24 protein-coding genes are annotated in these 22,889 nt (G+C 73.5%); 7 read left to right on the forward strand and 17 right to left on the reverse strand.

The window, feature by feature from the left end; all coding sequences use genetic code 11:
• Window positions 1-101: 101 nt before the first annotated feature.
• The 4 genes from ABZ404_RS07070 to ABZ404_RS07085 form a co-directional block, all read right to left on the reverse strand.
• Window positions 102-2,393 carry a PQQ-binding-like beta-propeller repeat protein gene (locus ABZ404_RS07070; RefSeq protein ID WP_358834298.1) on the reverse strand — a complete coding sequence of 764 codons (2,292 nt, stop codon included), beginning with the start codon at window positions 2,391-2,393 and terminating at the stop codon, window positions 102-104.
• 71 nt (window positions 2,394-2,464) lie between these two features.
• Window positions 2,465-2,734: a hypothetical protein gene (locus ABZ404_RS07075; RefSeq protein ID WP_358834297.1), complete on the reverse strand. Its 270-nt coding sequence runs from the start codon at window positions 2,732-2,734 to the stop codon at window positions 2,465-2,467.
• 39 nt (window positions 2,735-2,773) lie between these two features.
• On the reverse strand, window positions 2,774-3,499 hold the full coding sequence (locus tag ABZ404_RS07080; RefSeq protein WP_358834296.1) for a TetR/AcrR family transcriptional regulator: 726 nt from the start codon (window positions 3,497-3,499) through the stop codon (window positions 2,774-2,776).
• A gap of 82 nt (window positions 3,500-3,581) precedes the next feature.
• A complete protein-coding gene (locus tag ABZ404_RS07085) occupies window positions 3,582-4,511 on the reverse strand; it encodes a diiron oxygenase (protein ID WP_358834295.1) in 930 nt (309 codons plus the stop codon).
• A 191-nt stretch (window positions 4,512-4,702) separates the two neighbouring features.
• Here ABZ404_RS07085 and ABZ404_RS07090 point away from each other — a divergent pair, with 191 nt between their 5' ends.
• Window positions 4,703-5,809, forward strand: coding sequence for a ferritin-like domain-containing protein (locus ABZ404_RS07090; protein ID WP_358834294.1), 1,107 nt, complete (start codon window positions 4,703-4,705; stop codon window positions 5,807-5,809).
• Window positions 5,810-5,851: 42 nt separating this feature from the next.
• Here the strand turns inward: ABZ404_RS07090 and ABZ404_RS07095 are convergent, their stop codons facing one another.
• Both ABZ404_RS07095 and ABZ404_RS07100 read right to left on the reverse strand, forming a co-directional pair.
• On the reverse strand, window positions 5,852-7,303 hold the full coding sequence (locus ABZ404_RS07095; protein WP_358834293.1) for a penicillin-binding transpeptidase domain-containing protein: 1,452 nt from the start codon (window positions 7,301-7,303) through the stop codon (window positions 5,852-5,854).
• Window positions 7,300-8,679 carry an FtsW/RodA/SpoVE family cell cycle protein gene (locus ABZ404_RS07100; RefSeq protein ID WP_358834292.1) on the reverse strand — a complete coding sequence of 460 codons (1,380 nt, stop codon included), beginning with the start codon at window positions 8,677-8,679 and terminating at the stop codon, window positions 7,300-7,302. Before ABZ404_RS07100 ends, ABZ404_RS07095 begins: the two co-directional genes overlap by 4 nt.
• 96 nt (window positions 8,680-8,775) lie before the next feature.
• Here ABZ404_RS07100 and ABZ404_RS07105 point away from each other — a divergent pair, with 96 nt between their 5' ends.
• A complete protein-coding gene (locus ABZ404_RS07105; RefSeq protein ID WP_358834291.1) occupies window positions 8,776-9,210 on the forward strand; it encodes a DUF6325 family protein in 435 nt (144 codons plus the stop codon).
• 3 nt (window positions 9,211-9,213) lie between these two features.
• On the forward strand, window positions 9,214-9,495 hold the full coding sequence (locus ABZ404_RS07110) for an SHOCT domain-containing protein (protein WP_358990212.1): 282 nt from the start codon (window positions 9,214-9,216) through the stop codon (window positions 9,493-9,495).
• Window positions 9,496-9,502: 7 nt separating this feature from the next.
• Here the strand turns inward: ABZ404_RS07110 and ABZ404_RS07115 are convergent, their stop codons facing one another.
• The 5 genes from ABZ404_RS07115 to ABZ404_RS07135 form a co-directional block, all read right to left on the reverse strand.
• Window positions 9,503-9,847 carry an SH3 domain-containing protein gene (locus ABZ404_RS07115; RefSeq protein ID WP_358990215.1) on the reverse strand — a complete coding sequence of 115 codons (345 nt, stop codon included), beginning with the start codon at window positions 9,845-9,847 and terminating at the stop codon, window positions 9,503-9,505.
• A gap of 59 nt (window positions 9,848-9,906) precedes the next feature.
• On the reverse strand, window positions 9,907-11,283 hold the full coding sequence (locus ABZ404_RS07120) for a HAMP domain-containing sensor histidine kinase (protein ID WP_358837246.1): 1,377 nt from the start codon (window positions 11,281-11,283) through the stop codon (window positions 9,907-9,909).
• The gene (locus ABZ404_RS07125; RefSeq protein WP_358837247.1) at window positions 11,280-12,032 is read right to left on the reverse strand and encodes a hypothetical protein; all 753 of its coding nucleotides are present in this window, start codon (window positions 12,030-12,032) and stop codon (window positions 11,280-11,282) included. The genes ABZ404_RS07120 and ABZ404_RS07125 overlap by 4 nt, the downstream gene beginning before the upstream one ends.
• Before the next feature lie 53 nt (window positions 12,033-12,085).
• Window positions 12,086-12,751: a class F sortase gene (locus tag ABZ404_RS07130; RefSeq protein ID WP_358837248.1), complete on the reverse strand. Its 666-nt coding sequence runs from the start codon at window positions 12,749-12,751 to the stop codon at window positions 12,086-12,088.
• Between the two features lie 127 nt (window positions 12,752-12,878).
• On the reverse strand, window positions 12,879-13,211 hold the full coding sequence (locus ABZ404_RS07135; protein WP_358837249.1) for a zinc-ribbon domain-containing protein: 333 nt from the start codon (window positions 13,209-13,211) through the stop codon (window positions 12,879-12,881).
• Window positions 13,212-13,331: 120 nt separating this feature from the next.
• Here ABZ404_RS07135 and ABZ404_RS07140 point away from each other — a divergent pair, with 120 nt between their 5' ends.
• Window positions 13,332-14,135, forward strand: coding sequence for an NERD domain-containing protein (locus ABZ404_RS07140; RefSeq protein WP_358837250.1), 804 nt, complete (start codon window positions 13,332-13,334; stop codon window positions 14,133-14,135).
• 578 nt (window positions 14,136-14,713) lie between these two features.
• On the opposite strand, the gene ABZ404_RS07145 is transcribed toward ABZ404_RS07140, so the two are convergent.
• Complete coding sequence (locus ABZ404_RS07145; RefSeq protein ID WP_358990217.1) at window positions 14,714-15,613, reverse strand: ATP-dependent DNA ligase; 900 nt, start codon at window positions 15,611-15,613, stop codon at window positions 14,714-14,716.
• On the reverse strand, window positions 15,610-16,494 hold the full coding sequence (ligD, locus tag ABZ404_RS07150) for a non-homologous end-joining DNA ligase (RefSeq protein ID WP_358833883.1): 885 nt from the start codon (window positions 16,492-16,494) through the stop codon (window positions 15,610-15,612). Before ligD ends, ABZ404_RS07145 begins: the two co-directional genes overlap by 4 nt.
• 40 nt (window positions 16,495-16,534) lie before the next feature.
• Between ligD and ABZ404_RS07155 the strand changes: the two genes are divergently transcribed.
• Window positions 16,535-17,656, forward strand: coding sequence for a Ku protein (locus ABZ404_RS07155; protein WP_358833882.1), 1,122 nt, complete (start codon window positions 16,535-16,537; stop codon window positions 17,654-17,656).
• Window positions 17,657-17,711: 55 nt separating this feature from the next.
• On the opposite strand, the gene ABZ404_RS07160 is transcribed toward ABZ404_RS07155, so the two are convergent.
• The 4 genes from ABZ404_RS07160 to ABZ404_RS07175 all read right to left on the reverse strand — a co-directional run bounded on the left by ABZ404_RS07160 (window position 17,712) and on the right by ABZ404_RS07175 (window position 22,403).
• Complete coding sequence (locus ABZ404_RS07160) at window positions 17,712-19,466, reverse strand: MFS transporter (protein ID WP_358833881.1); 1,755 nt, start codon at window positions 19,464-19,466, stop codon at window positions 17,712-17,714.
• A 263-nt stretch (window positions 19,467-19,729) separates the two neighbouring features.
• Window positions 19,730-20,275: a cupin domain-containing protein gene (locus ABZ404_RS07165; RefSeq protein ID WP_358833880.1), complete on the reverse strand. Its 546-nt coding sequence runs from the start codon at window positions 20,273-20,275 to the stop codon at window positions 19,730-19,732.
• Window positions 20,276-20,598: 323 nt separating this feature from the next.
• On the reverse strand, window positions 20,599-21,813 hold the full coding sequence (locus ABZ404_RS07170; protein WP_358833879.1) for an FAD-dependent oxidoreductase: 1,215 nt from the start codon (window positions 21,811-21,813) through the stop codon (window positions 20,599-20,601).
• Between the two features lie 134 nt (window positions 21,814-21,947).
• Window positions 21,948-22,403, reverse strand: a complete 456-nt coding sequence (locus ABZ404_RS07175; RefSeq protein ID WP_358833878.1) for a carboxymuconolactone decarboxylase family protein — start codon at window positions 22,401-22,403, stop codon at window positions 21,948-21,950.
• Window positions 22,404-22,654: 251 nt separating this feature from the next.
• Between ABZ404_RS07175 and ABZ404_RS07180 the strand changes: the two genes are divergently transcribed.
• Both ABZ404_RS07180 and kdpF read left to right on the forward strand, forming a co-directional pair.
• Entirely contained in the window at window positions 22,655-22,801 is a 147-nt protein-coding gene (locus tag ABZ404_RS07180) for a hypothetical protein (RefSeq protein ID WP_358833877.1), read from the forward strand.
• Window positions 22,798-22,887 (forward strand): K(+)-transporting ATPase subunit F, encoded by a 90-nt coding sequence (kdpF, locus tag ABZ404_RS07185; RefSeq protein ID WP_358833876.1) that lies wholly within the window; start codon window positions 22,798-22,800, stop codon window positions 22,885-22,887. The genes ABZ404_RS07180 and kdpF overlap by 4 nt, the downstream gene beginning before the upstream one ends.
• Window positions 22,888-22,889 lie beyond the last annotated feature (2 nt).

A 22,889-nucleotide genomic window follows, 5' to 3' on the forward strand; every position in this document is an offset into this window, starting at 1 on the left:
GTGATCCGGTGCGGTGCGCGCCGAGCCGGGTGAATGGTGCGAATAGTCCCCCCGTCCGGCCGTACCCCGGTGCGGGCGCTTGCCGAGGGGGCCGGGGTCGGCTACCGCACCGGCAGCGCGTACAGCGTCGTCCCGTGCCACACCACCGCCGTGTCCGGGCCCGCCGCCACCGCCCGGTAGCCTCCCCGGTCCGCCGACTGCTCCTTGGTGCCCGCGTCCTGGAACTTCCACAGCCGCTCACCGCTCGCCGCGTCCAGGGCGGTCACCTGGAACGGGTCGAGCGCCAGGACCGTACGGCCGGAGGCGCTCGCCACCGCGCGGGTCTCCACCGCGCCCACGGGCGCCAGGTCGGTGGAGGCGACCCACGCCTCGCGGCCGTCTGCGGCCGCGACCGCGGCGATCCTCGTCCCGTTGTCGGGGGCGTACACGACTGCCTTGTCCAGCAGGGGCGTTCCGTAGAGCGTCGTGCCCCTGGCGCGCTGCCAGCGCTGCTTCGCGGTCTCCAGGTCGAACGCCTGGAGGCCGCCGCCGGCCGTGGTGAGCAGCACGCCGTCGGGCGAGAGCTCCGCGGTGTCGGTGGGCAGCACCGCGCCGTACGACCGCGACCACAGGTCCTTGCCCGTCTTCGGGTCGACCGCGAAGAACTCCGCGAGGACCTGCTTGGCGCCCTTGGGCGGGCTCGCCGCCGGGCGCCGCGCGATGAGCCGGCCGCCGACGACGGCCGTCCACGCGAAGGTCTCGCCCCGGCCCAACGGGCGCCGCCACAGGATGGTGCGGGTGGCGATGTCGTACGCGTACAGCGAGGTGTCCTTGCCGACGGTGGCGGTGAACCACACCGTCGTGCCGTCGTGCGCGCGCACTTCGGGGGTGCCCATGCCGGGCGCGAGCCGGGTGTACGGCACCTTCTGGCGGACCGCGCCGTCCGCCACCGCGAACCAGGTGAACTCGGTGGGGCCGACGCCGAACGCCACCGCCGGGTCGGTGCCCGCCTGCTGGAGCTGGGCGACCCCGGCCAGTTCGGGGCGGTGCCACAACTGGCGGCCGGTGCGCAGGTCGACTCCGGTGAGCGCGGCGCCGGGCACGACCAGGACCGCGCCCTGGACGAGCGGGGTGCCCAGGAGCTTGCCGCCGGGGACCGCGTACCCCCAGCGGGGGGCCGGGGGAGCCCCGGGCACCGGCCTCGGGAGGGCGGCGGGCTTGCTGTCGGCGGCGGGGGTCTCGGCGTCCGTGCCGTCCCCGTCGAACGCCAGCACCCCGGCCGCGCCGACCGCGAGTCCGGCCGCGGCCGCGAGTCCGGCCGTCAGCAGCGAACGCCGGTCGCCGGTGAACCGGGCGAGGCCGCCCCCGGCGGACCCGGCCGTCGCGGGGGCGCGCTCCGGCGGTACGGGCAGGGGCAGCGGGGCCCGGGCGGGCTGTGGGGGAGCGGCCGGGAGGCCGTTCGTCACGGGCGCGGGCGGCGGCACGGCGGCGGGCGGCGGCACCCGGTCCGCCACCACGGCGCCGGGCAACTCCCGCGCCTGCGCGGCCCGTTCGGCGATCGCGGCCGTCAGACGCGGGGGCAGCCAGCCGGCGCCGGGCAGCGGGGCGGCCCCGCTCGGGGACAGCTCGGCGGCCACCTCGGCGGGGGCCGGGCGCGCCCCGGGCGCCTTGGCCAGACAGCGCCCGAGCAGCGGACGCAGGGCGGCCGGGACCGGGGTGAGGTCGGGGACGGCGTGCGCGATGCGGTGGGCGGCCGCGTCGGCGGGGCCGGAGTCGAACGGCCCCGCGCCCCCGGCCGCGTACGCGAGGAGCATGCCCAGCATGAAGACGTCGGCGGCCGGGCCGGGCTGCTCCCCGGCGACCTGTTCCGGCGTCAGATAGCCGACGGTGACGCCGAGCCGGCCGCCCTCACCGGCGCTGGCCGCGCTGGCGCCGCCGAGCACGCCGAAGGCGGTGACGAGCGGCCCCTCGGCGGTGAGCAGCACGACGTCGGGGCCCAGGCCCTGGAAGGCCTCGCCGGTGACCGCGTGCGCCCGCTCCAGAGTGGCGGCGAGCGCCGCGCCCAGGGTGCGCACGGCCGGTTCGGGCAGCGGTCCGGCGAGCGCCACCGCCTCCGCGAGGGTGAGCGCGGCCGTGAACGGGGTGGCCAGCCACGGCAGCCACTCCTCGGGCCCGGTGGCCAGGACCGGCGGCACCCAGGGGCCGGCAAGCCGTTCGGCGGCCTGTGCCTCGGCGCGGAAGCGGGTGCGGAAGGCGGGCAGCGCGGCGAGGTCGGGACGGGCGGCGGTCACGCAGACCCCGCGCCCGTCCGCCCCGTGGGCGAGGTAGACCCGGGCGGTGCCGGTCTCGCGCAGTCGGGCCCGCATCCGGTACGGACCGAGCTCGCGCGGTTCCTCGGCGGTCAGCGCCTCCATGGTTCAACTCCCCCTGCGGCACGGCGTGGACCAGCGAGCCTATCGCGCCCCGCGGACACCGCGGGCACGCCCTAGGCGCGGGGCCTCGGCCTGCTCCAGGGCCAGCGGCGCGGTTCGCGCCCCTCGGGGACGTAGGCGTACTTCCAGCCGCGCGGCAGCCCGAGCCGCTTGCTGTGCCCGGCGGGTTCGAGCCGGTACGCGTGGACGGCCGGCGGGCCGCCGCCGGCGTCCGGGACCGGGACCTCGTACCACTGGGGCGGCTTGCCCGTGGGGCCGAGCAGGACGGGCAGGACGCGCCCGTCGAGGGGGCCGCCGACAAAGAGGGTGTTCTCGCTCTGCACGCCCCAAGTGTCACACCACCACCGCCCGCGCCGCTCGCGTCAGAGCAGGTGGGCGGCGTCGGAGAGGACCGGGATCACCCGGCGGGCAAGGAGGCCGGCCGGGCCGTCGCCGGACTCCAGGGCCAGGGCCGCCCGGACGACGGCGGCGGCCTGCGGGTCGGTGGCGGCGGTCGCGGTGAGCAGGGCCACCAGATGGTCCACCAGCCAGTCGCGCAGCTCCGGCAGCGGAGGCTGCTTCTCCTCGTCGAGCCAGATGAGGGAGGCGGCCTCGACGGCGGCGATCCAGGTGCGCACCATCATCCGCAGCCGTGCACCCGGGCTCTCCACCCCCAGGTGGAGGAGGATCTGCTCGGCGGCGGCCCGGCGCACCTCGTCGACTATCGCGGTGGTCCGGGAGGTCTCGGCGACGCTGCCGCCCTGGAGCAGCGCCGAGAACCCCGTGTCGTGCTCGTCGACGAAGGCCAGATAGCGGTCGAGGGCGTGGGACAGGCGGCGGGTGAGCGGGCCGCTCTGGGGCTGGGCGAAGCAGAGTTCGAGCTCGTCGGCGGCCGAGCGCAGCGCCGCCTCGTACAGCTGCTGCTTGCCGCCGGGGAAGTACCGGTAGACCAGCGGGCGCGAGACCCCGGCGGCCTCGGCGACGTCGTCGAGCGAGACGTCCTCCGGGGCCCGGTGCGCGAAGAGCGTCAGCGCGGCGCCGAGGAGCTGGGTGCGGCGCTCCTCGACGCTGAGCCTGCGGTACGCGGGGGTGGCGGCCGGTGAGGTCATACGGGCAGCGTAATCCCCGTGTCCCGGCTTGACCCCGGCGCTCGCGTGCGGTTGGCCGGGAGTGAAGGGCATCCGGGTCCGCTCAGGCCAGCAGGCCCGAGCTCTGCCACAGCCGGCGGCCGACCCCGCGCAGCACCCCGATGTCGTCGAGGAAGTCGGTCAGCCGCTTGGCGCCGTTCTGCATGACCTCGCGCCGGTGCCCGCTCGCCTTCACCTGGGCGACGGCCTCCCGGCGGTCCAGGCCGACGTTCTCGTACACCTGGGGGTTGACGAAGCAGGTGGAGAAGACGCGGGCGGCCTCGCCGCAGCTGACCCGGGTCAGCTCCCGCTCCCAGGCGGGCGCGGTGACCATCTGGCGCCGCAACTCCTCGCGGGCGTACCGGACATGGCGGGCCTCCTCCACCACGTGGATCCGGGTCACCCCGCGCATCAGGCTCTGCACCCGCTCGTCCGGGAAGGTCAGCCGCTGCATCCAGTCCAGGATCTCCTCGCCCAGGAGGGTGGCCGCGAAGGAGCCGGGGGTGGTGGAGACGGTCTTCAGGACGCGCGCGAGGTTGTGGTAGAGCCGGGGGACCGGGTAGGCGGGCGAGCCGCTCTTCTGGATCACGCGGGCGAACATCATCGAGTGCCGGCACTCGTCGGCTATCTCGGTGAGCGCGTAGCGGACGTGGTTGCTGGTCACCGGCTTGTCGTAGATGTGGCGCACCAGGAGCTGCATCAGGATGATCTCGAACCAGATGCCGAGCGAGCCGAGCGATGCGGCCTCGTGGCGGGAGAGCTCCTGGCGCTGCTCCTCGGACATCTTCCGCCATATCGGGGTGTCGTAGAGGGAGAGCAGCTCCGGCGGCCAGAACCACTTGCCGTCCTCGAACGGAGCGCTCCAGTCGAGTTCCTTGTCGGGGTCGAAGGAGTGCTTGGCGGACGACGCGAGGAGCCGCTCGGCGACCTCCTCGCGGTCCCGGAGCAGTCCGAGCGCGTCGCGGAGCACTTCGCTTGTCGTCACGGTCGTCATGGCTGGGGCACCTCGGTGAGTCGGCCTCGAAGGGGGTTACCGGCGGTCAACTCTTATGAGACTGCCTGTCAGCAAGCGCGTCAATCCCTTGGGGCCGACTTGTTGACCCGGCGTCTACCACCGTGTGAGCCTGCCCCTGAACCCGCGAGTAACGGTCGGTCAGGGAAATCCGCGACGCGAAGGAGCCGCACGTGTCGACGCACGACCTGTATGTGAACGGCCCGCAGGACCCGCTCTGGGAGGTCCCCGCCTCGGGCGCGGCCCGCTTCAGCTGGGACTACGACGCCGGCCGCGAGCGCCTCCTCGCCCTGTACCAGAAGGGCAAGGACAAGCAGTGGGACGGCGCCAAGCGCATCGACTGGGACATCGAGGTCGATCCGTACGACCCGCTGGGCACCCCCGACGAGGCGATGACCCTCTACGGCACCCGCTACTGGTCCAAGCTGACCGGCAAGGACAAGGGCGAGCTGCGCCGGCACTACACCTCCTGGCAGTTCAGCCAGTTCCTCCACGGTGAGCAGGGCGCGATGGTGTGCGCCGCCCGGATCGTGGAGTCGGCGCCGGACCTGGACGCCAAGTTCTACTCCGCCACCCAGACCATGGACGAGGCCCGGCACGCCGAGATCTACGGCCGGTTCCTGCACGAGAAGATCGGGATGCTCTACCCGGTCGACGACAACCTCCAGGGCCTGCTCGGCGACACCCTGCGCGACTCCCGCTGGGACATGCCCTACCTCGGGATGCAGGTCCTGATCGAGGGGCTCGCGCTCGCCGCGTTCGGCATGCTCCGCGACACCACCGACAAGCCGCTGCCCCAGCAGATCCTGGCGTACGTGATGCAGGACGAGGCCCGGCACGTGGCGTTCGGACGGATGGCCCTGCGCGACTACTACAAGCAGCTCACCGACGCGGAGCTGCGCGAGCGCGAGGAGTTCGTCATCGAGGGCTGCTATCTGATGCGCGACCGGCTGCGCGGGGTGGAGGTCCTGGAGAACTTCGGCATCCCCAAGGCGGAGGCCGAGCGGTTCTCGGAGCAGAACGAGTTCCTGCACCTGTTCCGCAAGCTGCTCTTCAGCCGCATCGTCCCCTGCGTGAAGGACATCGGCCTGTGGGGCAAGCGCCTCCAGCAGGCGTACGTGGACATGGGCGTCCTGGACCTGGGCGACTCCAACCTGGACCTGCTGATGGCCGAGGACGAGGAGATCGCCGAACGCCTGGACGCCGAGCGGTTCGGCCGGGAGGAGACGGCGCGGGTCGCCGAGGTCGACGAGGCGATCGCCCAGGGCGCCACGGGCTGACCCGCGTCCCCGGACGCGGCCGACGCCTCGGGGAGGCGACGCTCACCCGGCCAGCGCCGCCTCCATCACCGCCTTCGCGACCGGAGCCGCGTCCCCGCCGCCGCTGATGTCCGCGCGGTCGGCCTCCGCGTCCTCGACGACCACCGCCACCGCCACCGCGGGCTGCGCCGCGTCCGGGCCCCGCGCCCAGGAGATGAACCAGGCGTACGGGTGGCCCCGGTTGCCCACGCCGTTCTGCGCGGTGCCCGTCTTGCCGCCCACCCGCGCGCCGGGGATGGCCGCGTTGGTGCCGGTGCCCTTCTCCACCACGTCCACCATCAGCTGCTGGAGCCGCAGCGCGGTGGCCGGGCTCATCGCCTGGCGGTGCGGGCGCGGGCCGTTCAGGGCGACCGTGGTGCCGCGCGCGGTCGTCGTCCGCTCCACCAGGTAGGGGCGTCTGAGCTCCCCGCCGTTGGCCACGGCCGCCGCGACCATCGCCATCTGGAGCGGGGTCGCGGTGGTGTCGAACTGGCCGATGGAGGAGAGCGCCAGCTGGTCCGGGCCCATCTTGCGGTCGAAGTTGGACGCGGCCACCGGCGAGGGGATCCGCAGCCCCGTGTCGTTGAAGCCGAACCGCCCCACCGCCTCCAGCATCCCCGCCAGCCCCACCTTCACGCCCAGATGCGCCATCACCGTGTTGCAGGAGACCAGGACGGCGTACGCGAGCGAGGCCCTGCCGCACCCCTCGGCCTCGTTGGGCAGCGTGGTGCTGGTGCCGGGCAGGACGTACGGGTCGGGCGTGGTGGTCGGGGCGTCCACGTCGGTGACGGCGCCCGCGTCGAGTGCCGCCGCGGCCGTCACGATCTTGAAGGCGGAGCCGGGCGGATAGGTCTGCCGGATCGCCCGGTTGAGCATCGGCCGGGCGGGGTCCGCGTTCAGCGCGGCCCAGGCGCTCTCGACCGCCCGCCCGGTCCCCGAGAGCCGCCCCGGGTCGTAACTGGGGCTGCTGACCAGCGCGAGGATCCGGCCGGTGGCCGGCTCCACGGCCGCGACCGCGCCCCGCCGGCCCGCGAGCCCCCGGAAGGCGGCCCGCTGCACGGCGGCCCTGATGGTGGTGACCGCGTGCCCGCCCGCGGGCCGTTTGCGGGTGAGGCCGTCCCACAGGGGCCGGAGCAGCGGGGAGGAGCCGGAGAGCACCGGGTCCTCGGCGGCCTCGACGAGCGTCGTGCCGTACACCTGGGAGGAGTACCCGGTGACCGGCGCGTACAGCGGCCCGTCGGTGTAGGTCCGTTCATAGCGCAGCGGCTGGCGGGTGTCCTTGGAGCCGGTGACCGCCCTGCCGTCCACCAGTACGTCACCGCGCGGCTGGCCGTAACGGGCCAGCGGGATACGGCGGTTGGCGGGGTTGGCGTCCAGCGTGTCGGCCTGGAAGACCTGGATGCGGGCCGCGTTCAGCAGCAGCGCCACCAGCAGCACCAGAGAACAGGCGGCCGCCCGCCGGATGTAGCGGATCATCGGCTTCCCGTCCGGACGGGGGTGGGCGCGCCGGCCGCCGCGGCCGGGCGCGGGGTGCGCGCGCGGTCGCTGATCCGGATGAGGAGCGCCACGATCACCCAGTTGGTGACGGTCGAGGAACCGCCCTGGGCCAGGAACGGCATCGCCATGCCGGTGAGCGGGATCAGTCCCGTCACCCCGCCCGCGATCACGAACACCTGGAGGGCGAGGATCGAGGCGAGCCCGACCGCCAGCAGCCGCCCGAACGGGTCGCTGAGGGTCAGCGCGGCGCGGTAGCCGCGGGCGACGAGCAGTCCGTACAGCAGGAACACGGCGGACAGTCCGGCCAGGCCCAACTCCTCGCCCGCCGTCGCCAGGATGAAGTCGGACTTCGCGGCGAACCCGATCAGGACCGAGTGCCCGGCGCCCAGGCCCGTGCCGAGGAACCCGCCCGCCGCGAAGGCGAAGAGCGACTGGGCGAGCTGGCCCGGGCCCCGGCCGGCCTCGATGGAGGCGAAGGGGTGGAGCCAGTCCTCCACCCGGCTGTGGACGTGCGGTTCCAGGGAGCCGACGGCCGCCGCGCCGACGGCCGCGAGCAGCAGCCCGACCGCGATCCAGCCGGTGCGGCCGGTCGCCACGTACAGCATGATCACGAAGAGGCCGAAGAAGAGGAGCGAGGTGCCCAGGTCGCGCTCCAGGACCAGGAGGCCGACGCTGAGCAGCCAGATCGTCACGATCGGGCCCAGCACCCGGCCGGTGGGGAGCTGGAGCCGCCGGACGCGGCGGCCGGTGTACGCGAGCGCGTGGCGGTTGGCGGCCAGGTACCCGGCGAAGAAGACCGCGAAGAGGATCTTGGCGAACTCACCCGGCTGGAAGGAGAGTCCGCCCAGGCGCACCCAGATCTTGGCGCCGTTGACGGCCGGGAAGGGGATCGGCAGCGCCATCAGCACCAGCGCGGAGGCGGCCGAGAGGTAGGCGTAGCGCGTCAGGACGCGGTGGTCGCGCAGCAGGAGGACGACCACGGTGAAGAGCCCGACGCCGACCGTCGACCAGACGAGCTGGGAGGGCGCGGCCGCGCTGTGCGGGGTCTCCAGGTCGAGGCGGTAGATCAGGACCAGCCCGAGGCCGTTGAGCAGCACCGCGATGGGCAGCAGCAGCGGGTCGGCGTACGGGGCCCGCCAGCGGACCGCGAGATGGGCGAGCAGGGCCAGCAGCCCGAGCCCGGCGCCGTAGCGGACCGCGTCGGGCGGTACGGCGCCGCTCCTGGCGAGGCCGACGCCGGCGTATCCGTAGACCGGGGTGAGGACGGCGCAGACCAGCAGCGAGAGCTCGACGCCCCGGCGTCCGGCGGGGTGCGGGGCGGGCGGGGGTGCGTCCGCCGCCGTCGGTGCGGTCATGTCGGGCAACGTAGCAAGCCGGGGCCGCTGTGTCCCCTTATGTCATAGTGTGCCGAGGGGTGGGACTTTTGACGGACCGTCACGGAGGAGCGCGCCATGGGACCCGTGGAGTTCATCGTCCTCGCCTTCCCCGAGGAGCGGCTGCGGGTCCAAGCCGTCGACTCGCTCGTGGGCGTGCGCAGATCCCGCGCGGTACGGATGGTCGACGCGCTGGTCGTCACCAGGACCGCCGCGGGCGAGGTGTCCGCCGCCGAGCTCGACGCGTTCGAGGAGCTGGCCGGGGTGCTGGCCGGGCAGGGGGCGGAACGGCTGATCGGGCCGGAGGACGTCGAGGAGGCCGCGGGCCTGCTCGCCCCCGGCAGTTGCGCGCTGGTCGTTTTGATCGAGCACCTGTGGGCCGAGGAGGCCGCCCGGGGGGTGCGGGCCGCGGGCGGGTACGTCGCCGGGTCGGTGCGCATCCCGCCGGAGCGCCTGGAGGAGGTCAGGGCGGCCCTGGCCGCGCGGGCGGGGACCGTACGAGAGGAAGGCTGAGCCATGTTCATCCGCCCCGCCCGAGCGGCGGCAACCCCGGTGGAGCGCCCGGCCGGCACCCCGCTGCTGCGCGGGCTCCTGGTGGGCGGCCCCCGCCCCGCGCGGCCCGCCCCCGACTCCGCGGCGCCCGCTCCCGACTCCGCGGCGCCCGCGCCCGACTCCGCGGCGCGCGTTCCCGACGCCGCTCTGGTGGGCCTGCTGAGCCAACTGGGAGAGCTGGCTCAGCAGGGAGTGCTCACCTCCGAGGAGTTCACGGCCGCGAAGGCGCGCCTGCTCGGACGGTGAGCCGGGCTCAGCACCAGCGGGGCGCCGAGCCGATGTTGGCGATGTAGTGCGCCGAGCCCCAGGCCCAGGTGCCGTCCTGGAGCAGATACCAGACGCCGTTGCCGTGGACGCTGCTGCCGCGGGTCTTGCAGAAGATGTGGACGATCGCGCCGTACGGCGCGAACGCCACCACCCTGCTGCTGCGGGTCGGCTTGTCCCGCAGATACAGGCCGGACGAGGCCGTCACCCGGCCCTTGTGGACGGCGCTGGGCGCGGATTCCCCGGCGGCGGCGGGAGCGGCGGAGGCGAGGACGGCGACCGCTCCGGTGGCCAGGGTCAGACCGAGCAGGGCAAGCGGGTTACGTGGGGACACAGTGCCTCCTGGGGAGGGGAGGGCCGCGCACCGCGGCTCCTTGGCTCGCCCCGCTCACGTTAGGTTCGCTCGTTGCCGCCCGCAAAGCGCTCAGGGGGGCGAGGACCGCCGGACGGGGTACGCGCCCCTCCCGCGCCCCCGGCCCCGGCCTGCCCGTCCGGGTGCCCGGGGCCCGGCGGACCGCCGTCCGGGTCCGCGTACTCCGGCAGGGTCAGCCGCGCCAGCGCGCCGCCGTCCGGGGCGTTGCCGAAGCGCAGCTGGGCCCCGAGGACCGCGGCCTGGCCGACCGCGATGGTCAGGCCCAGTCCGTGCCCCTTGTTGCCGCCCTCGGTCCTGAAGCGCTGGGGGCCGTGGTCGAGGAGGTAGGCGGGATAGCCGGGGCCGTGGTCCCGCACCGTCACCACCGGCCCGTCCACCGTCAGCTCGACCGGCGGCGCGCCGTGCTTGTGGGCGTTGCCCAGGAGGTTGGCCAGGACCCGCTCCAGGCGGCGCTTGTCGGTCTCCACGAAGGTGTCGCGCACGACGGTGAGTTCCGTCCCCGTCCCCGAGGTCCGCACCACGCGCTCCACCAGCGGCCCCAGTTGCTCCAGATCGGGCTCGACCCGCTCGCTGCCCGCCTCCAGACGGGAGATCTCCAGCAGGTCCTCGGTGAGCGAGCGCATCGCGCGCACCCGGTCCCGTACCAGCTCGGCGGGCCGTCCCTCGGGCAGCAGTTCGGCCGCCGCGTGCAGCCCGGTCAGAGGGGTGCGCAGCTCGTGGGCCACGTCCGCGGTGAACCGCTGCTCGCTCAGCAGCTTGTTCTGGAGCGTCCCGGCCATGGTGTCGAGCGCCCCGGCGACCGTGGCCACCTCGTCCTGGGGCCGGGAGGGGTTCTTCGTACGGGGGTCGTCGACCCGGGCGTCGAGGTCGCCCGCGCCGATCCGGCGGGCCACCGTCGCCGTCTGGTGCAGCCGGCGGGTGACCCGGGTGACGCCGAAGACGCCCACCAGCAGGGTGGCGCCGATGGCGAGGATCGAGGAGCCGAGAATCGCCTGGTCGAGGCCGGTGATGGTACGGGCGCTCTGGCTGTAGTCGATGGAGGCGGCGATCGCCCGGCCGTCGGCCGGACCCGCCGCCCACATGGTGGGCCGGCCGCGGTCGTCGGCCACGACCGTGCCGCGCCTGCCGGAGAGGGCGAGCGTGCGCAGGGAGGCCGGCAGGTCCTGCGGGTCGAGACCCGACCCCGGCGGCAGCGGCTCGCCCGCCTCGTACGCGCGCGAGACCTCCTCCAGCTTGTCCAGCGCCTTGTCGCGGGCCTGCCCGACCGTCTGCCGGGTCACCGAGACGTGGACGAGCACACCGAGCAGCGCCGCGAGCGCGCAGCACATCACGGTGATGAAGACCGCGGCCTTCCAGGTGAGCGTCGCCGTCCAGGCCGGCAGCCGGGGCGCCCTCACCGGGCGCTCGCGGTGGGGCGCGGCGAGCGGGCGGCGGACGGGCCCGGGCTCTTGGGGCGGGCGCCGAGGGAGTGCTGCGGCTCGACCCGGATGATCTCGTCGCGGGTGGGCAGCATCGCGCGCTGGTGGTCGTCCCACGACCAGGCGGTGCGGTACTCGTACCCCGGGATGCCCGCCGAGACCGAGTGCAGGATGACGTCCCGCCCGGCCAGCTCCACGCCGATCAGCTGGTCCGAGGTGGACATGATCCGGGTCAGGGCGTCGCGGTCGGGCATGTAGCAGCGCACGGCGAGCTGCTGCTCGGGCATCTTGATGCCGAGGATCAGCTCGTCCCTGCCGTCGCCGGTCAGATCGCGGTAGTACGCGCGCAGCACCGGGCAGGCCTTCGGTTTCTGGCGGCAGCGGTTGAGCTGGCGAACCGTTTCCTCGTAGAGGCCGTCGGCGCCCGTGTACTGGTCGGGGTGGGCGCGCACCTCGGCCTGGACGACCGCGACCGGGTCCAGGGCGCGGACGTCGCCGCCCGGGACCCTGATGCCGGGCACCCGCTCCGTCTGGCCCTCGCCGTAGTCCTGCGGCGTCGTCGTGGGCTTGGGCAGATCGGGCCAGAGGTGGACCGGGCCGACCGCCGTGGGGGTCGCGCCCGCGCCCTCCAGGCTGCCCGCGTTGCCGCAGCCGGAGAGCAGCAGGGCTGCGGCGCCGGCGGCGAGCAGCGGGAGCGCTGCGCTCAGGGGGCGGCGGTGGCGGGTCAAGGTGCTCCTGTCGTGCGGAGGGCGGCGTACTCGCGAGCGGCACCGCCGCCGGGCTACTCCACCTTCACCAGGTCGGCGTAGAAGATGATGTTGGCCGAGCGGTGGCCGTTCTTGATCGGGCCGCCGCAGGTGATGAGGCGGAGTTCCGGACGGTCGGTCTTCCCGTAGACCTTATTCGTAGGGAAGTCTGTTTTGTCCACTTGCTGGGTCTCGCGGATCGTGAAGACGGCCGTGGAGCGGTCCGCCCTGCCGATCCTGATCACGTCCCCCACGTGCATCTTCTTCACGTCACGCAGGAGCGCGGGCCCCTCGGCCGTGTCGTAGTGCGCGACGATCACGGACGCGCCCTTCTCGCCCGGGGTGACGCTGCCGGTGTACCAGCCCGCCAGCTCGGCCTTGTCGACCGGCGGCACCTCCAGCTCCTGCTTCTCGTCCAGCCCCAGCCGCAGCACCGGGCCCGCGTCGACCCCGGCGGACGGAATGACCACCCGCGTCGGCACGGCCGCCTTCAGCGGACCCACCTGCTGGCGGGCCCGGGTGGTGGCGGTGTTCCGCACGGTGACGTCGGGGGCCTTGGCCTCGGTCCCGGAGGAACCCGAGCCGCAGGCCGCGAGCCCGCCGCCGACGGTGAGGGTGAGCGCGGCGGCGGCCACGAGCCGGGCCGTGCGGTGCGGGCGGGGGCGCAGGATGGCGGGAGGGGGCGTGGTGGACCTGGTCATGATCACCACCGTAGGAGGGCCGTGTCGCGGAGCCTTCCCGTCCGTGTCACAACTCCCCATGACGGGGAAGAAGACGGCGAAGGAGCCGGCGAGGGAGCCGGGAGGGAAGCCGCGAAGGACTTCCCCGCTACTGCTGGTACGGGTTCTGCCCCGTGGCCGCCCCCGGAGCCTGGCCCTGCATCTGGCCCTGCGGCTGCTGCTGCGGCTGCTGGCCCGGCTGCGGCCCGGCGGCCATCGCCAGGAGCTGCTCGGCCTGCTCCTTGGCGATCTGCTGCTCCATCCCGCAGAAGGTGCACTGCGTGCGGTACTTGGTGGAGACCGGGAAGAGCGGGATGAAGAAGAACGTGAACTTGGTGACGTACTTCCGCAGGCCGTGGGCGGCCGGGTTGCCGCAGTTCCCGCAGACGAGCGTCATCATGGCGAGCTGGTACAGATATCCCTTGGTGCCCCAAATGAGCATTGGACGTCCCCTCCCGAGGTGAAGCGGCGCGCGTCGCGCGCGGTGGCGCTCGCACTATACGAGCCGCGATATTGCCCTGCGCCGCCGGTGCTGTTCCCATGGGCGTGGGGGTGATGCGGGATGTCGGCACTGCGGGTGGTTCCGGTGCACCGGCACGGACGGGCACGGCTGTACGTCAGCCTCCCGGACGGCAGAAGCGCCGCCTGGTACGACAGGGACAGCGGACGCGTCAGCCTCCTCATGGAGGAGTGCCGCGAGGCGGTCCTCCAGGCGCTCGCGCCCTTCGTGACGGGCGAGGTGACGGTGGGTCCGCCGCCCGTCCCCACGTCGGCCGACCTGGCTCGGCTGACCCTGCACCCCGACGACGACCTGGCACCCAACCGCCCCGGCGAGGCGCTCCTGGGCGAACTCGACGGCCACGGCCCGCCGCGCCGCTTCCGCCAGGATCCCCGCAGGGCGCTGCTCGCGGCGCAGGAGCGGGTGGGGGCGGGGCTGGACGCGCTGGAGGGGGCGGGGTGGCGGGTGCTGCACTCGGTGCCGCTGCCCGGAGGCGGGGTCCTGGACCACCTCGCGATCGGCCCCGCCGGGGTCATGACGTTCCGTACGGTCGCGGCGGACCGGCGCCGGGTGCGGATCGCCGACCCCCTGGTGGGGGTGGGGCGCTCGGCCCCGTCCCCGGTGCTGCGGTGGGTGCGGCGGGACGCGGAGCGGGTGGCGCTGGGGCTGGTGGCCGGGGTGCGGGGGGTGCTGGTCGTGTCGGACGCGTCACGGGTCGACGTCGCGGTGCCGCCGCCCCGGGACGTCCGGGTGCTGCGGGACTCGGAGGTGGGTGGGCTGGCGCGGGCGGGGGGTGTGCTGAAGCCGGCGGATGTGGAGGGGCTGTACTGGAGGGCGCGGGACCGGCGCACCTGGCTGCAAACGTGACGTCCCGAGCACGGCGCCCCTCGGGGGCCACGCCCCCGGGACCCCGGCGGCCGGCCCTGCGGCCTTGCGGCTTGTTGCTCCGTGTGAGCCAGCGGGCCGGCGGGGGCCGGCCGCGCAGTTCCCCGCGCCCCTGAAGACCCAGGCCTCCGCCCCGAACCCCGCTCCTCAAACGCCGGAGGGTCTGGACCGCCGGACATACAGCGCCCGGAGGTGCCGAAAGGGGCGCGGGGAACTGCGCGACAAGCCCCCACCGGCCGGTAGATGGCCACGCACCTTTGAGGGGCGCGGTGAACGGCGCGAGCAACCCATCACGACCGGCAGACGGCGACGGGGTTAGGGGCGCGGGGAACTGCGCGACAAGCCCCCACCGGCCGGTAGATGGCCACGCACCTTTGAGGGGCGCGGGGAACGGCGCGAGCAACCCATCACGACCGGCAGACGGCGACGGGGTTAGGGGCGCGGGGAACTGCGCGACAAGCCCCCACCGGCCGGTAGATGACCACGCACCTTTCAGGGGCGCGGGGAACGGCGCGAGCAACCCACCACCCACCCGCAGGCGCAAGCCCCCACCCCCCGGTTCACACCCCCGGCACCCCCCGCAGACGCAACACCGTCGTCACCCCGAGCCGCGCCGACCCCCGCTCCACCTCCGCCACCAACCCCCCCGCCTCCACCTCCGTATACCCCACCTCCCCCCACCCGGGAGCCACCGCCGTCCGTGTCGGCGGGCCCGGGGGCAGGGCGGCCCGTCCCGCCTCCGCCCGCAGGCCCGGGGACAGCGGCGTCGACACCGTCACCGCGTCGTCCCCGGGCAGTACCAGCACCAGCGCGCTGGGCCGCCGCGCCGGACCCACGTACCCGACCACCACCCCCTCCCACGTCTCGGTGTGCCGCACCTTCCGCCACGCCCGCGTCCCGCCCCGGTACGCGGAGTCGTCCCGTTTGGCCACCAGGCCCTCGATGCCGCTCGCGGGGAGCGTCTCGTACCAGGTCAGGGCCGTGTCGACGTCGGGGGTCGCCGGGACCGGTTGGAGCGGGGGGCCGAGCGGGGCCAGCAGGGACACCAGGCGGGCGCGGCGCTCCCCGTACGGCAGCCGGCGTACGTCCTCGCCGCCGTCGGCCAGGACGTCGAAGGCCGCGTACGACACCGGCAGCCGCGCCGCCAGCAGCGCGGCGCGCGCGGGCGTCGCCGCCGCCCGGCGCTGCACCGCCGCGAAGTCCGTGCGGCCCCCCGTCCACACCACCACCTCCCCGTCGAGCACGCACCCCGCCGGCATCTCCAGCGCCGCCGCCACCAGGTCGGGGAACGCGGCCGTGACGATCCGGCCCGACCGGGCCTGGAGCACCACCCCGGACGCCTCCCGGAACACCACCATCCGGTGGCCGTCGAACTTGGGCTCGTACCACCAGCCCGGCCCGCGCGGCAGCTCCCGTACCGACCGCGCCAGCGCCACCCGTACCGGCGGCCGCAGGCTCACGGCAGCCGCCCCGCCCGGTTGAGGTTGATCAGGGGGCCGAGCAGGTCCCCGTCCGCCGCCAGCCTCGGTTCGATGTCCCCGAGCAGGAACACCAGGTCCTGGGGGGTGCGGCAGGACTCCACCTCCTCCCACGTCACCGGCGCCGACACCGTCGGCCGCTCACGGGCCCGGAGCGTGTAGGGCGCCGCCGTCGTCTTCGCCGCCGCGTTCTGGCTGTGGTCGACGAACACCTTGCCGGGGCGCAGCGCCTTCGCCATCCGGTGGGTGACCAGTTCGGGAAGGGCCGCCTCCGCCTCCTGGGCCAGGCCCTTGGCGTACCGCGAGACGTGCGCGGAGGCGGTCGGCTCCAGCGGGACGAGCAGGTGCAGGCCCTTGGAGCCGGAGGTCTTGGCGTACGCGTGCAGGGCGTCGGCCGCCAGGCGCTCGCGCAGCCAGCGCGCCACCGCGCAGCACTCCACCACCGTCGCCGGGGCCCCGGGGTCCAGGTCGAAGACCATCCGGTCGGCCCGCGCGGGCGCGTCCGCCTGCCACTGGGGGGTGTGGAACTCCACCACCAGGTTGGCCGCCCACATCAGGGTCGACAGGTCCGGGACCGTCACCTGGCGCGCGCCGCTGTCCTCGGAGCGCGGGACCGCGGCGGTCTTCACCCAGGAGGGCGTGCCGGGCGGGGGATTCTTGGTGAAGAAGAGCTGGCCGTCGGGGCCGTCCGGGTAGCGCAGGAACGACACCGGCCGGTTGTGCAGATGGGCCAGGAGCGCGCCCGCGACGGACGCGTAGTAGTGGAGCACCTCGCCCTTGGTGGTGCCGGTCGCCGGGTACAGCACCTTCTCCAGGCGGGAGAGGGCGACCCGTCGCCCCTCCACCCATGTGATCGGCGTCATACGATGAGAATCCCACTAATCCCGGCAAAGAGGATGAATAGTGCGATCCATATGGAACGGTGCGATCTCATTTGGGCTGGTCAGCATTCCGATCAAGCTCTACAACGCGACCGAGAGCCATTCGATCTCCTTCCGGCAGATCCACACGGAGGACGGCGGACGGGTCCGCTACCGCAAGGTGTGCGAGCTGGACGGCGAGGAGCTGGACGCCTCGGAGATCGGCAAGGCGTACGAGGACGCCGACGGGTCGCTGGTCCCCATCAGCGACGACGACCTGGCCGCGCTGCCGCTGCCCACCGCCAGGACCATCGAGATCGTCGCGTTCGTGCCGTCCGACTCCATCGACCCGCTCCAGATCGACACGGCGTACTACCTGAGCGCCAGCGGGGTCCCGGCGGCCAAGCCGTACACCCTGCTCAGGGAGGCGCTCAAGCGCAGCCGCAAGGTGGCCGTCGCCAAGTTCGCGCTGCGCGGGCGCGAGCGGCTGGGGATGCTGCGGGTCGTGGACGACGTCATCGCCATGCACGGGCTGCTGTGGCCGGACGAGATCCGCACGCCCGAGGGCGTCGCCCCGGACAGTGACGTCAAGGTCCGCGACGCGGAGCTCGATCTGGCCGACGCCCTGATGGACACCCTCGGCGAGGTCGACGTGGAGACCCTGCACGACGACTACCGGGAGGCCGTGGAGGCCCTGATCGCGTCCAAGGCGGGCGGCGCGCTGCCCCCGGCCGAGGCGCCCGAGTCCCCGCGCGGCGGCAAGGTCATCGACCTGATGGCGGCGCTGGAGAACAGTGTGCGCGCGGCGAAGGAGGCGCGCGGCGAGGAGGCGGGGGAGCCGGCCGGGGAGCAGCGGGCCGAGGTCACCGAGCTGAAGCCGCGCAAGACCGCCGCCCGCAAGACGGCCCCGGCGAAGAAGACCGCCGGGAGCACGGGCCGGACCCCCGCGAAGAGCACCGCGAAGAGCACGGCGAAGACCACCGGCAAGGCCGCCACGAAGACGACGGCCGCGAAGTCGACCGCCACCAAGTCGACCTCGAAGACCGCCAAGAAGACGGCCCAGTCGCCCAAGTCCTCCTCGGCGGGGGCCAAGAAGTCCACCTCCACGGCGGCCAAGAAGACGGCCGCCAAGAAGACGACTCCCCGCAAGCGCGCGTCGGCCTGAGCGGCCGGCGTACGCCTGGGGGAGTCGGGAGCCGGAGTGTGTCAGCGCCGGGGCGTCACGCCCCGCGGGCCACCGGCTCGCCCAGCGCCTCCAGCTCCGCGTCCAGGTCACGCGCCCGCACCTGCCGGGGCAGCGCGAACATGCCGAGCGCCACCAGCACCAGGATGCCGACCCCGTACCAGAGGCTGAGGTCGAAGCTCTTGACGAAGTTGTGGCTGACGGCCTCCTGGCCACGCTCGGTCAGGATCGGCTGGACCTTGTCGGCGCCGGGCACCGACGACGGCTTGCAACTCGCCGGGACCTTGGTCGGGTCCGACTCGGCCGACCGGTCGTGCACACATTTCCGGAAGCCGTCGACGATGTCGTCGACGCCGCCCGCCGGGACGCCCGCGGCCACCAGTTCCTGGCGCAGGGCCGGGGTCACCTTGTCGACGCCGTGGTCGGAGTCGCTGGAGAGGTGGCCGAAGAAGAGCACGCCGACCAGCGCGACACCGAGCGCCATGCCGACCTGCTGGGTGGTGCCGAGCAGCCCGGAGGCGGAACCCGCGTCCTTGGCGGGCACCTTGGTGAGGATCGCGTCGATCATCGGGGCCACCACCAGACCGAAGCCGAAGCCGGTGACGACCAGCGGCGCGATCATCTGCCAGGACGGGATGTCCGGGCCGTAGTGGTGGGCGACGAGGATGTACGCGGCGAAGCCCAGCGCGTTCAGGAGCGCGCCGCCGATCAGGGTGAGGCGGCCGATGCGCGGGGTGAACACCTCGACCGCGAGACCGGAGCCCGCCGCCGCGCCGACCGCGAAGGCCGCACCGGTCAGACCGGCGCGCATGGGCGACCAGCCGAGCCCCAGCTGCATGTACAGCGTCCACACCAGGAAGAAGCCGCCGAGCGCGATCCAGAACAGCGTCCACACCAGCATGCCCGCGGTGAACGCCCGCTCCTTGAAGAGGCTGAGCACCACCAGCGGCGAGCCCACGGTCCGGGTGCGGTGGCGCTCGAAGACGACCAGGATGCCGAAGACCACGACGGAGCCCGCCATCAGCAGGTACGTCCACAGCGGCCAGCCGAGCGTACGGCCCTCGGCGAGCGGATAGACCAGCATCAGGATGCCGGTCACGGCGATCACCACACCGATCGGGTCCAGCTTGGGCGCGGCCGGCGACTTGGAGTCGCGTACGAAGAACCAGGCGGCGATCAGGGCGCCGATGCCCACCGGGATGTTGACCAGGAAGATCGGCCGCCACTCCAGGTCCGCGATGTTCGCGTCGACCAGCACACCGCCGACGATCAGACCGGCCACCGACGCGGAGCCGAGCACACCGCCCCAGATGCCGAGCACCTTGCCGCGCTCCTCGGACGGGAACGTGACATGGATGATCGCCAGGATCTGCGGGACCATCAGACCGGCCATGGCGCCCTGGAAGAAGCGCGCGCCGATGAGCATGCCGGGGCCGCTGGCCACACCGCAGAGGGCCGAGGCGATGGTGAAGCCCGCCACACCGATGAGGAACATCTTCTTGCGGCCGTAGATGTCGCCGAGCCGGCCGCCGGTGATCAGCAGGGCGGCGAAGCCCAGGACATAGCCGGCCACGACCCACTCGATCTGGGTGTAGTCGGCGTGCAGGTCCTTCTGGATGCTCGGGATGACGACGTTGACGATCGTCACGTCGAGCATGTCCATGAACCCGGCCACCAGGACGATGATCAGGGCGAGCCAGCGGCGCGGGTCCAGCGCCGGCGCTTCACCGGAGGCTTCTCCCGCGCGGCTGCCGCCGGGCAGGTCGGCTCCGGCGTGGGTGTCGTGAGTCATGGCGTTTCTACCTCTGGGCCGATCGTGATGACCGGGCCGTCCGAGCCCGGTCGTGACGGATGGGGCGTGATGAGACGAGTGCCATTCGCGGGTCTCCCTTGCCGCGGGGGCCAGGAAAAGTGCGTCACCAAGATGACGACACAGGACCGGGCGGTGTGACTTTTCGCAGGTCACACCGCCCGTCCTCGCCATGGAGTGTCGGGTTCATGACAGCCCGGCACCGCCACTGAAGAAGGCTCACCCGCGCGGTGGGGCGACCCCGCTCAGACGACCGGCTGCGCCGCGCCGTGTTCGGCCAGCAGGCGCCGGGCCTCCTCGTCGGCCTCGCCCGCCGGGACGAGGACGCCCTCGGGCGTGAGGCGCATCGGCTCGCTGCCCGCCATCCGCCAGTCGAACTTCGCGGCCAGCTCGAAGAGGTCGGACTGGATCAGCGGCCCGCCCTTCTCGTGCTCGGCGGCGAGCGCGGTCGGGTGGTAGAGCTCGTACCCGCCCGGCAGGTGCAGCGTCAGGAAGTGGCAGCCGCCCTCGACCGTGGTCGACCAGGTGTGCTCGGTGCCCTTGGAGATGTGCGCCATGCCGCCGGGGCCGAGCGTGGTCACCTCGCCGTCGATGTACATGACCAGGGAGCCCTCCAGGACGAAGTACGTCTCGTCGGACTCGGCGTGCGTGTGGAGCGGCGGTCCGGGAGTGGCGGCGGCTATCTCGCCTTCCACGAGGGCGGCGGCGCCATCCGTGGCGCCGCTCGGCAGGACGATTTCAAACCCGCGGCGGCCGGCAGGGCGGTCCTCGGGGTAGATGATGGTCGTCATGAATCCCTCTCTGGCTTGATTTCTCTCAAGTGCGTACGGGTTTAGCACGGGGCCGCGGGTGCGGGTCAAGCAGCGCTCAACTTGCCCGTCGGGCGCGGCTCCAGTGGCACTCGGGCCCCCGGTGACCAGCTCTAGCACGGCTCTGTGCGACCGCGGGATTTCCGCAGTTGAACACGTGGGGATAAGGCCGACCGATTTCGTTCGTTGTTCCGTCAACGACATTCCCGGAGTTCACGACTTCGGCAGGGGGAATTCCCCGGAATGCCGACGGGCGGGTACCGGCGCTCTTCGCGCCGGCACCCGCCCGTACGGCGGCAGACGTCTCAGACCCGCTCGGGGATCCGGACGTGCTCGGGCCGCGGCCCGTACCCGATCATCCGCGCGATCAGCTGCCGCATCGGCCGTACGTGCTCCGCGACCGCGAGGAACCGCGGTGGCCTGGACTCGCGGGTGCCGTGCAGCGTCGGCGCGATCAACTGGTTCTGGAGCAGGATCTGCATACGCTGGATCGCGACCGCCGCGGGCAGCCGCCGCCGCTGCACGGCCGCCAGGTCCTCGGTGCTCACCGCGCCCCGCCGCAGCGGCTCGGCCAGCAGGTTGGCGGTGGCCACCGCGTCCTGCACGGCCACGTTGATGCCGAAGCCGCCGACCGGGGACATCGCGTGCGCCGCGTCCCCGATGAACAGCAGCCCCGGCCGGTACCACCGCTTGAGCCGCTCGACCCGGACCTCCAGCATCCGCGCGTCCGAGAACTCGATCTTGTCCGGCCGGTCGCCCATCCACGGCAGCAGCGCCCGCACGCTCGCCCGCAGCGACTCGATCCCCTCGGCCTGGAGCTCGGCGTACCGGCCCTTGGGGATGACGTACGCGAACTGCCAGTACGTGTCCCGGCAGATGCCGATGAGCAGGCCCTGCTGCCCCATGCGGATGAAGGTGTCCGGCGGGTCGCTCTCCTCGCGGGGGATACGGAACCACAGGTCGTCCATGGGTGCCCCGAAGCCCTGCGGGACGAGCCCGGCCGGGCGGCGCAGCACCGAGTCGCGGCCGTCGGCGGCCACGGTCAGGACCGCGCGCAGCTCGTGCTCGCCCTCGGCGTCCCGGAAGCGCACGCCCCGGGCCCGGTCGCCCTCGCGGATCAGCCCGTGCACCTCCGCCCCCATCCGCAGGTGGAAGTTGGGGTACGTGGCGGCCTCGGCGGCGAGCAGGTTGAGGAAGTCCCACTGCGGGACGAACGCGATGTAGGGATACGTGCCGGACAGCAGGCGCTGGTCGGCGACGAGCACATCACGGGTGTCGGTGACCATGTTGATCCCCGGCGTGGTGCGGTGCGGCAGCTCCAGGAAGCGCTCGGCGAGGCCCAGCTCGGCGAGCACGTCCAGGGTGGAGGGGTGGATCGTGTCGCCGCGGAAGTCCCGCAGGAAGTCCCGGTGCTTCTCCAGGACGGTGACCTCGATGCCCGCCCGGGCGAGCAGCAGCCCCAGCATCGCGCCGGCCGGGCCGCCTCCGACTATGCAGCAGGTGGTTGTCTCGGTTGCCATGGGTGCCACCTCGGCGTCGTGCGTGGATGTCGTACGAGTCGATCTCGGCGAGCATGCCCCACGCGGTCGCGGGTGCCAAGGTCGAGCAGAGCGAACGGAGCGTCAGGTTCCCTTCAGGGCGGGCCAGTTGGGGATCACCAGGTCTGGCCGCCCTGCTGCCGGGTGGCCGCGTTGAGGCGGTTGTAGAAGTTGCTGACGCCTATCCACAGCACCAGGGCCGCGAGCGGCTTCTCCTCGTAGTGCCGGGCGGCCTCGGCCCACACCGCGTCGGGGACCGGCTCCTCGCGGTCGTTCAGCCGGGTCACGGCCTCGGTGAGGGCCAGCGCGGCCCGCTCGGCGTCCGTGAAGTACGGCGTCTCCCGCCAGGCGGCCACCGCGAACAGGCGCTCCGCGCTCTCGCCGCCCTTCATCGCGTACCGGGTGCCGGAGTCCACGCAGGCGCTGCATCCGTTGATCTGGCTGGCGCGCAGATGGACGAGGTGCATCGTGGTGGCGGGCACTCCGGCGCCGTGGGTCGCCTTCTGGAGTCCCCGTACGGCCTCCATCGCCCCCGGGACGAGCGTCGCCGGGCTCGGCATCCGTGCTTCCATGACTGTTCTCCTGGCTGCCACCCACTGGGTGGCCTGGGCTCCGACTGTCATGGAATTGACGAAGCAGGGCCCCGAAGTGTGACGAAGCGCCCCACCGGGCACGCGCGCGGACCTGGCCGGGTCCCGCCGGAGCCGCGTACCGCGCCCGTACCCCCGCCGCGCGGGCGGGTCCGCGTATGAAGGGCGTCAAGGAGGCGGCGCCGGCCGTCAGGGGACCGTCAACGAAAGCGGCGCGGGCGCCGCGGGCGGGTTTGCTCAGGGAGTCCGCACCCGTCCCGCTCGTCCACGAGCCTCTTCACGTCCTGGAGTTCACGATGGCCGACCTGGCCTTCGTCGCCGCCACGATCGCGGTGTTCGCCCTGGTGGCGCTCATAGCCAAGGGGGTGGCGAAGCTGTGACCACCGAGAACGTCGTCGGTCTCGTCGTGGCCGCCGCCCTGCTGGGCTATCTCGTCCTCGCCCTTGTGCACCCGGAGAGGTTCTGAGC

Source organism: Streptomyces sp. NPDC005878 (genome assembly GCF_040629815.1).
GTDB lineage: Bacteria > Actinomycetota > Actinomycetes > Streptomycetales > Streptomycetaceae > Streptomyces.

Coding starts and splice junctions, on each gene's coding strand:
- ABZ404_RS07070 (WP_358834298.1), bottom strand. CDS start 2,393: ATGGAGGCGCTGACCGCCGAGGAACCGCGCGAGCTCGGTCCGTACCGG.
- ABZ404_RS07080 (WP_358834296.1), bottom strand. CDS start 3,499: ATGACCTCACCGGCCGCCACCCCCGCGTACCGCAGGCTCAGCGTCGAG.
- ABZ404_RS07085 (WP_358834295.1), bottom strand. CDS start 4,511: ATGACGACCGTGACGACAAGCGAAGTGCTCCGCGACGCGCTCGGACTG.
- ABZ404_RS07095 (WP_358834293.1), bottom strand. CDS start 7,303: ATGATCCGCTACATCCGGCGGGCGGCCGCCTGTTCTCTGGTGCTGCTG.
- ABZ404_RS07100 (WP_358834292.1), bottom strand. CDS start 8,679: ATGACCGCACCGACGGCGGCGGACGCACCCCCGCCCGCCCCGCACCCC.
- ABZ404_RS07105 (WP_358834291.1), top strand. CDS start 8,776: ATGGGACCCGTGGAGTTCATCGTCCTCGCCTTCCCCGAGGAGCGGCTG.
- ABZ404_RS07110 (WP_358990212.1), top strand. CDS start 9,214: ATGTTCATCCGCCCCGCCCGAGCGGCGGCAACCCCGGTGGAGCGCCCG.
- ABZ404_RS07130 (WP_358837248.1), bottom strand. CDS start 12,751: ATGACCAGGTCCACCACGCCCCCTCCCGCCATCCTGCGCCCCCGCCCG.
- ABZ404_RS07135 (WP_358837249.1), bottom strand. CDS start 13,211: ATGCTCATTTGGGGCACCAAGGGATATCTGTACCAGCTCGCCATGATG.
- ABZ404_RS07140 (WP_358837250.1), top strand. CDS start 13,332: ATGTCGGCACTGCGGGTGGTTCCGGTGCACCGGCACGGACGGGCACGG.
- ligD (WP_358833883.1), bottom strand. CDS start 16,494: ATGACGCCGATCACATGGGTGGAGGGGCGACGGGTCGCCCTCTCCCGC.
- ABZ404_RS07160 (WP_358833881.1), bottom strand. CDS start 19,466: ATGACTCACGACACCCACGCCGGAGCCGACCTGCCCGGCGGCAGCCGC.
- ABZ404_RS07165 (WP_358833880.1), bottom strand. CDS start 20,275: ATGACGACCATCATCTACCCCGAGGACCGCCCTGCCGGCCGCCGCGGG.
- ABZ404_RS07170 (WP_358833879.1), bottom strand. CDS start 21,813: ATGGCAACCGAGACAACCACCTGCTGCATAGTCGGAGGCGGCCCGGCC.
- ABZ404_RS07175 (WP_358833878.1), bottom strand. CDS start 22,403: ATGGAAGCACGGATGCCGAGCCCGGCGACGCTCGTCCCGGGGGCGATG.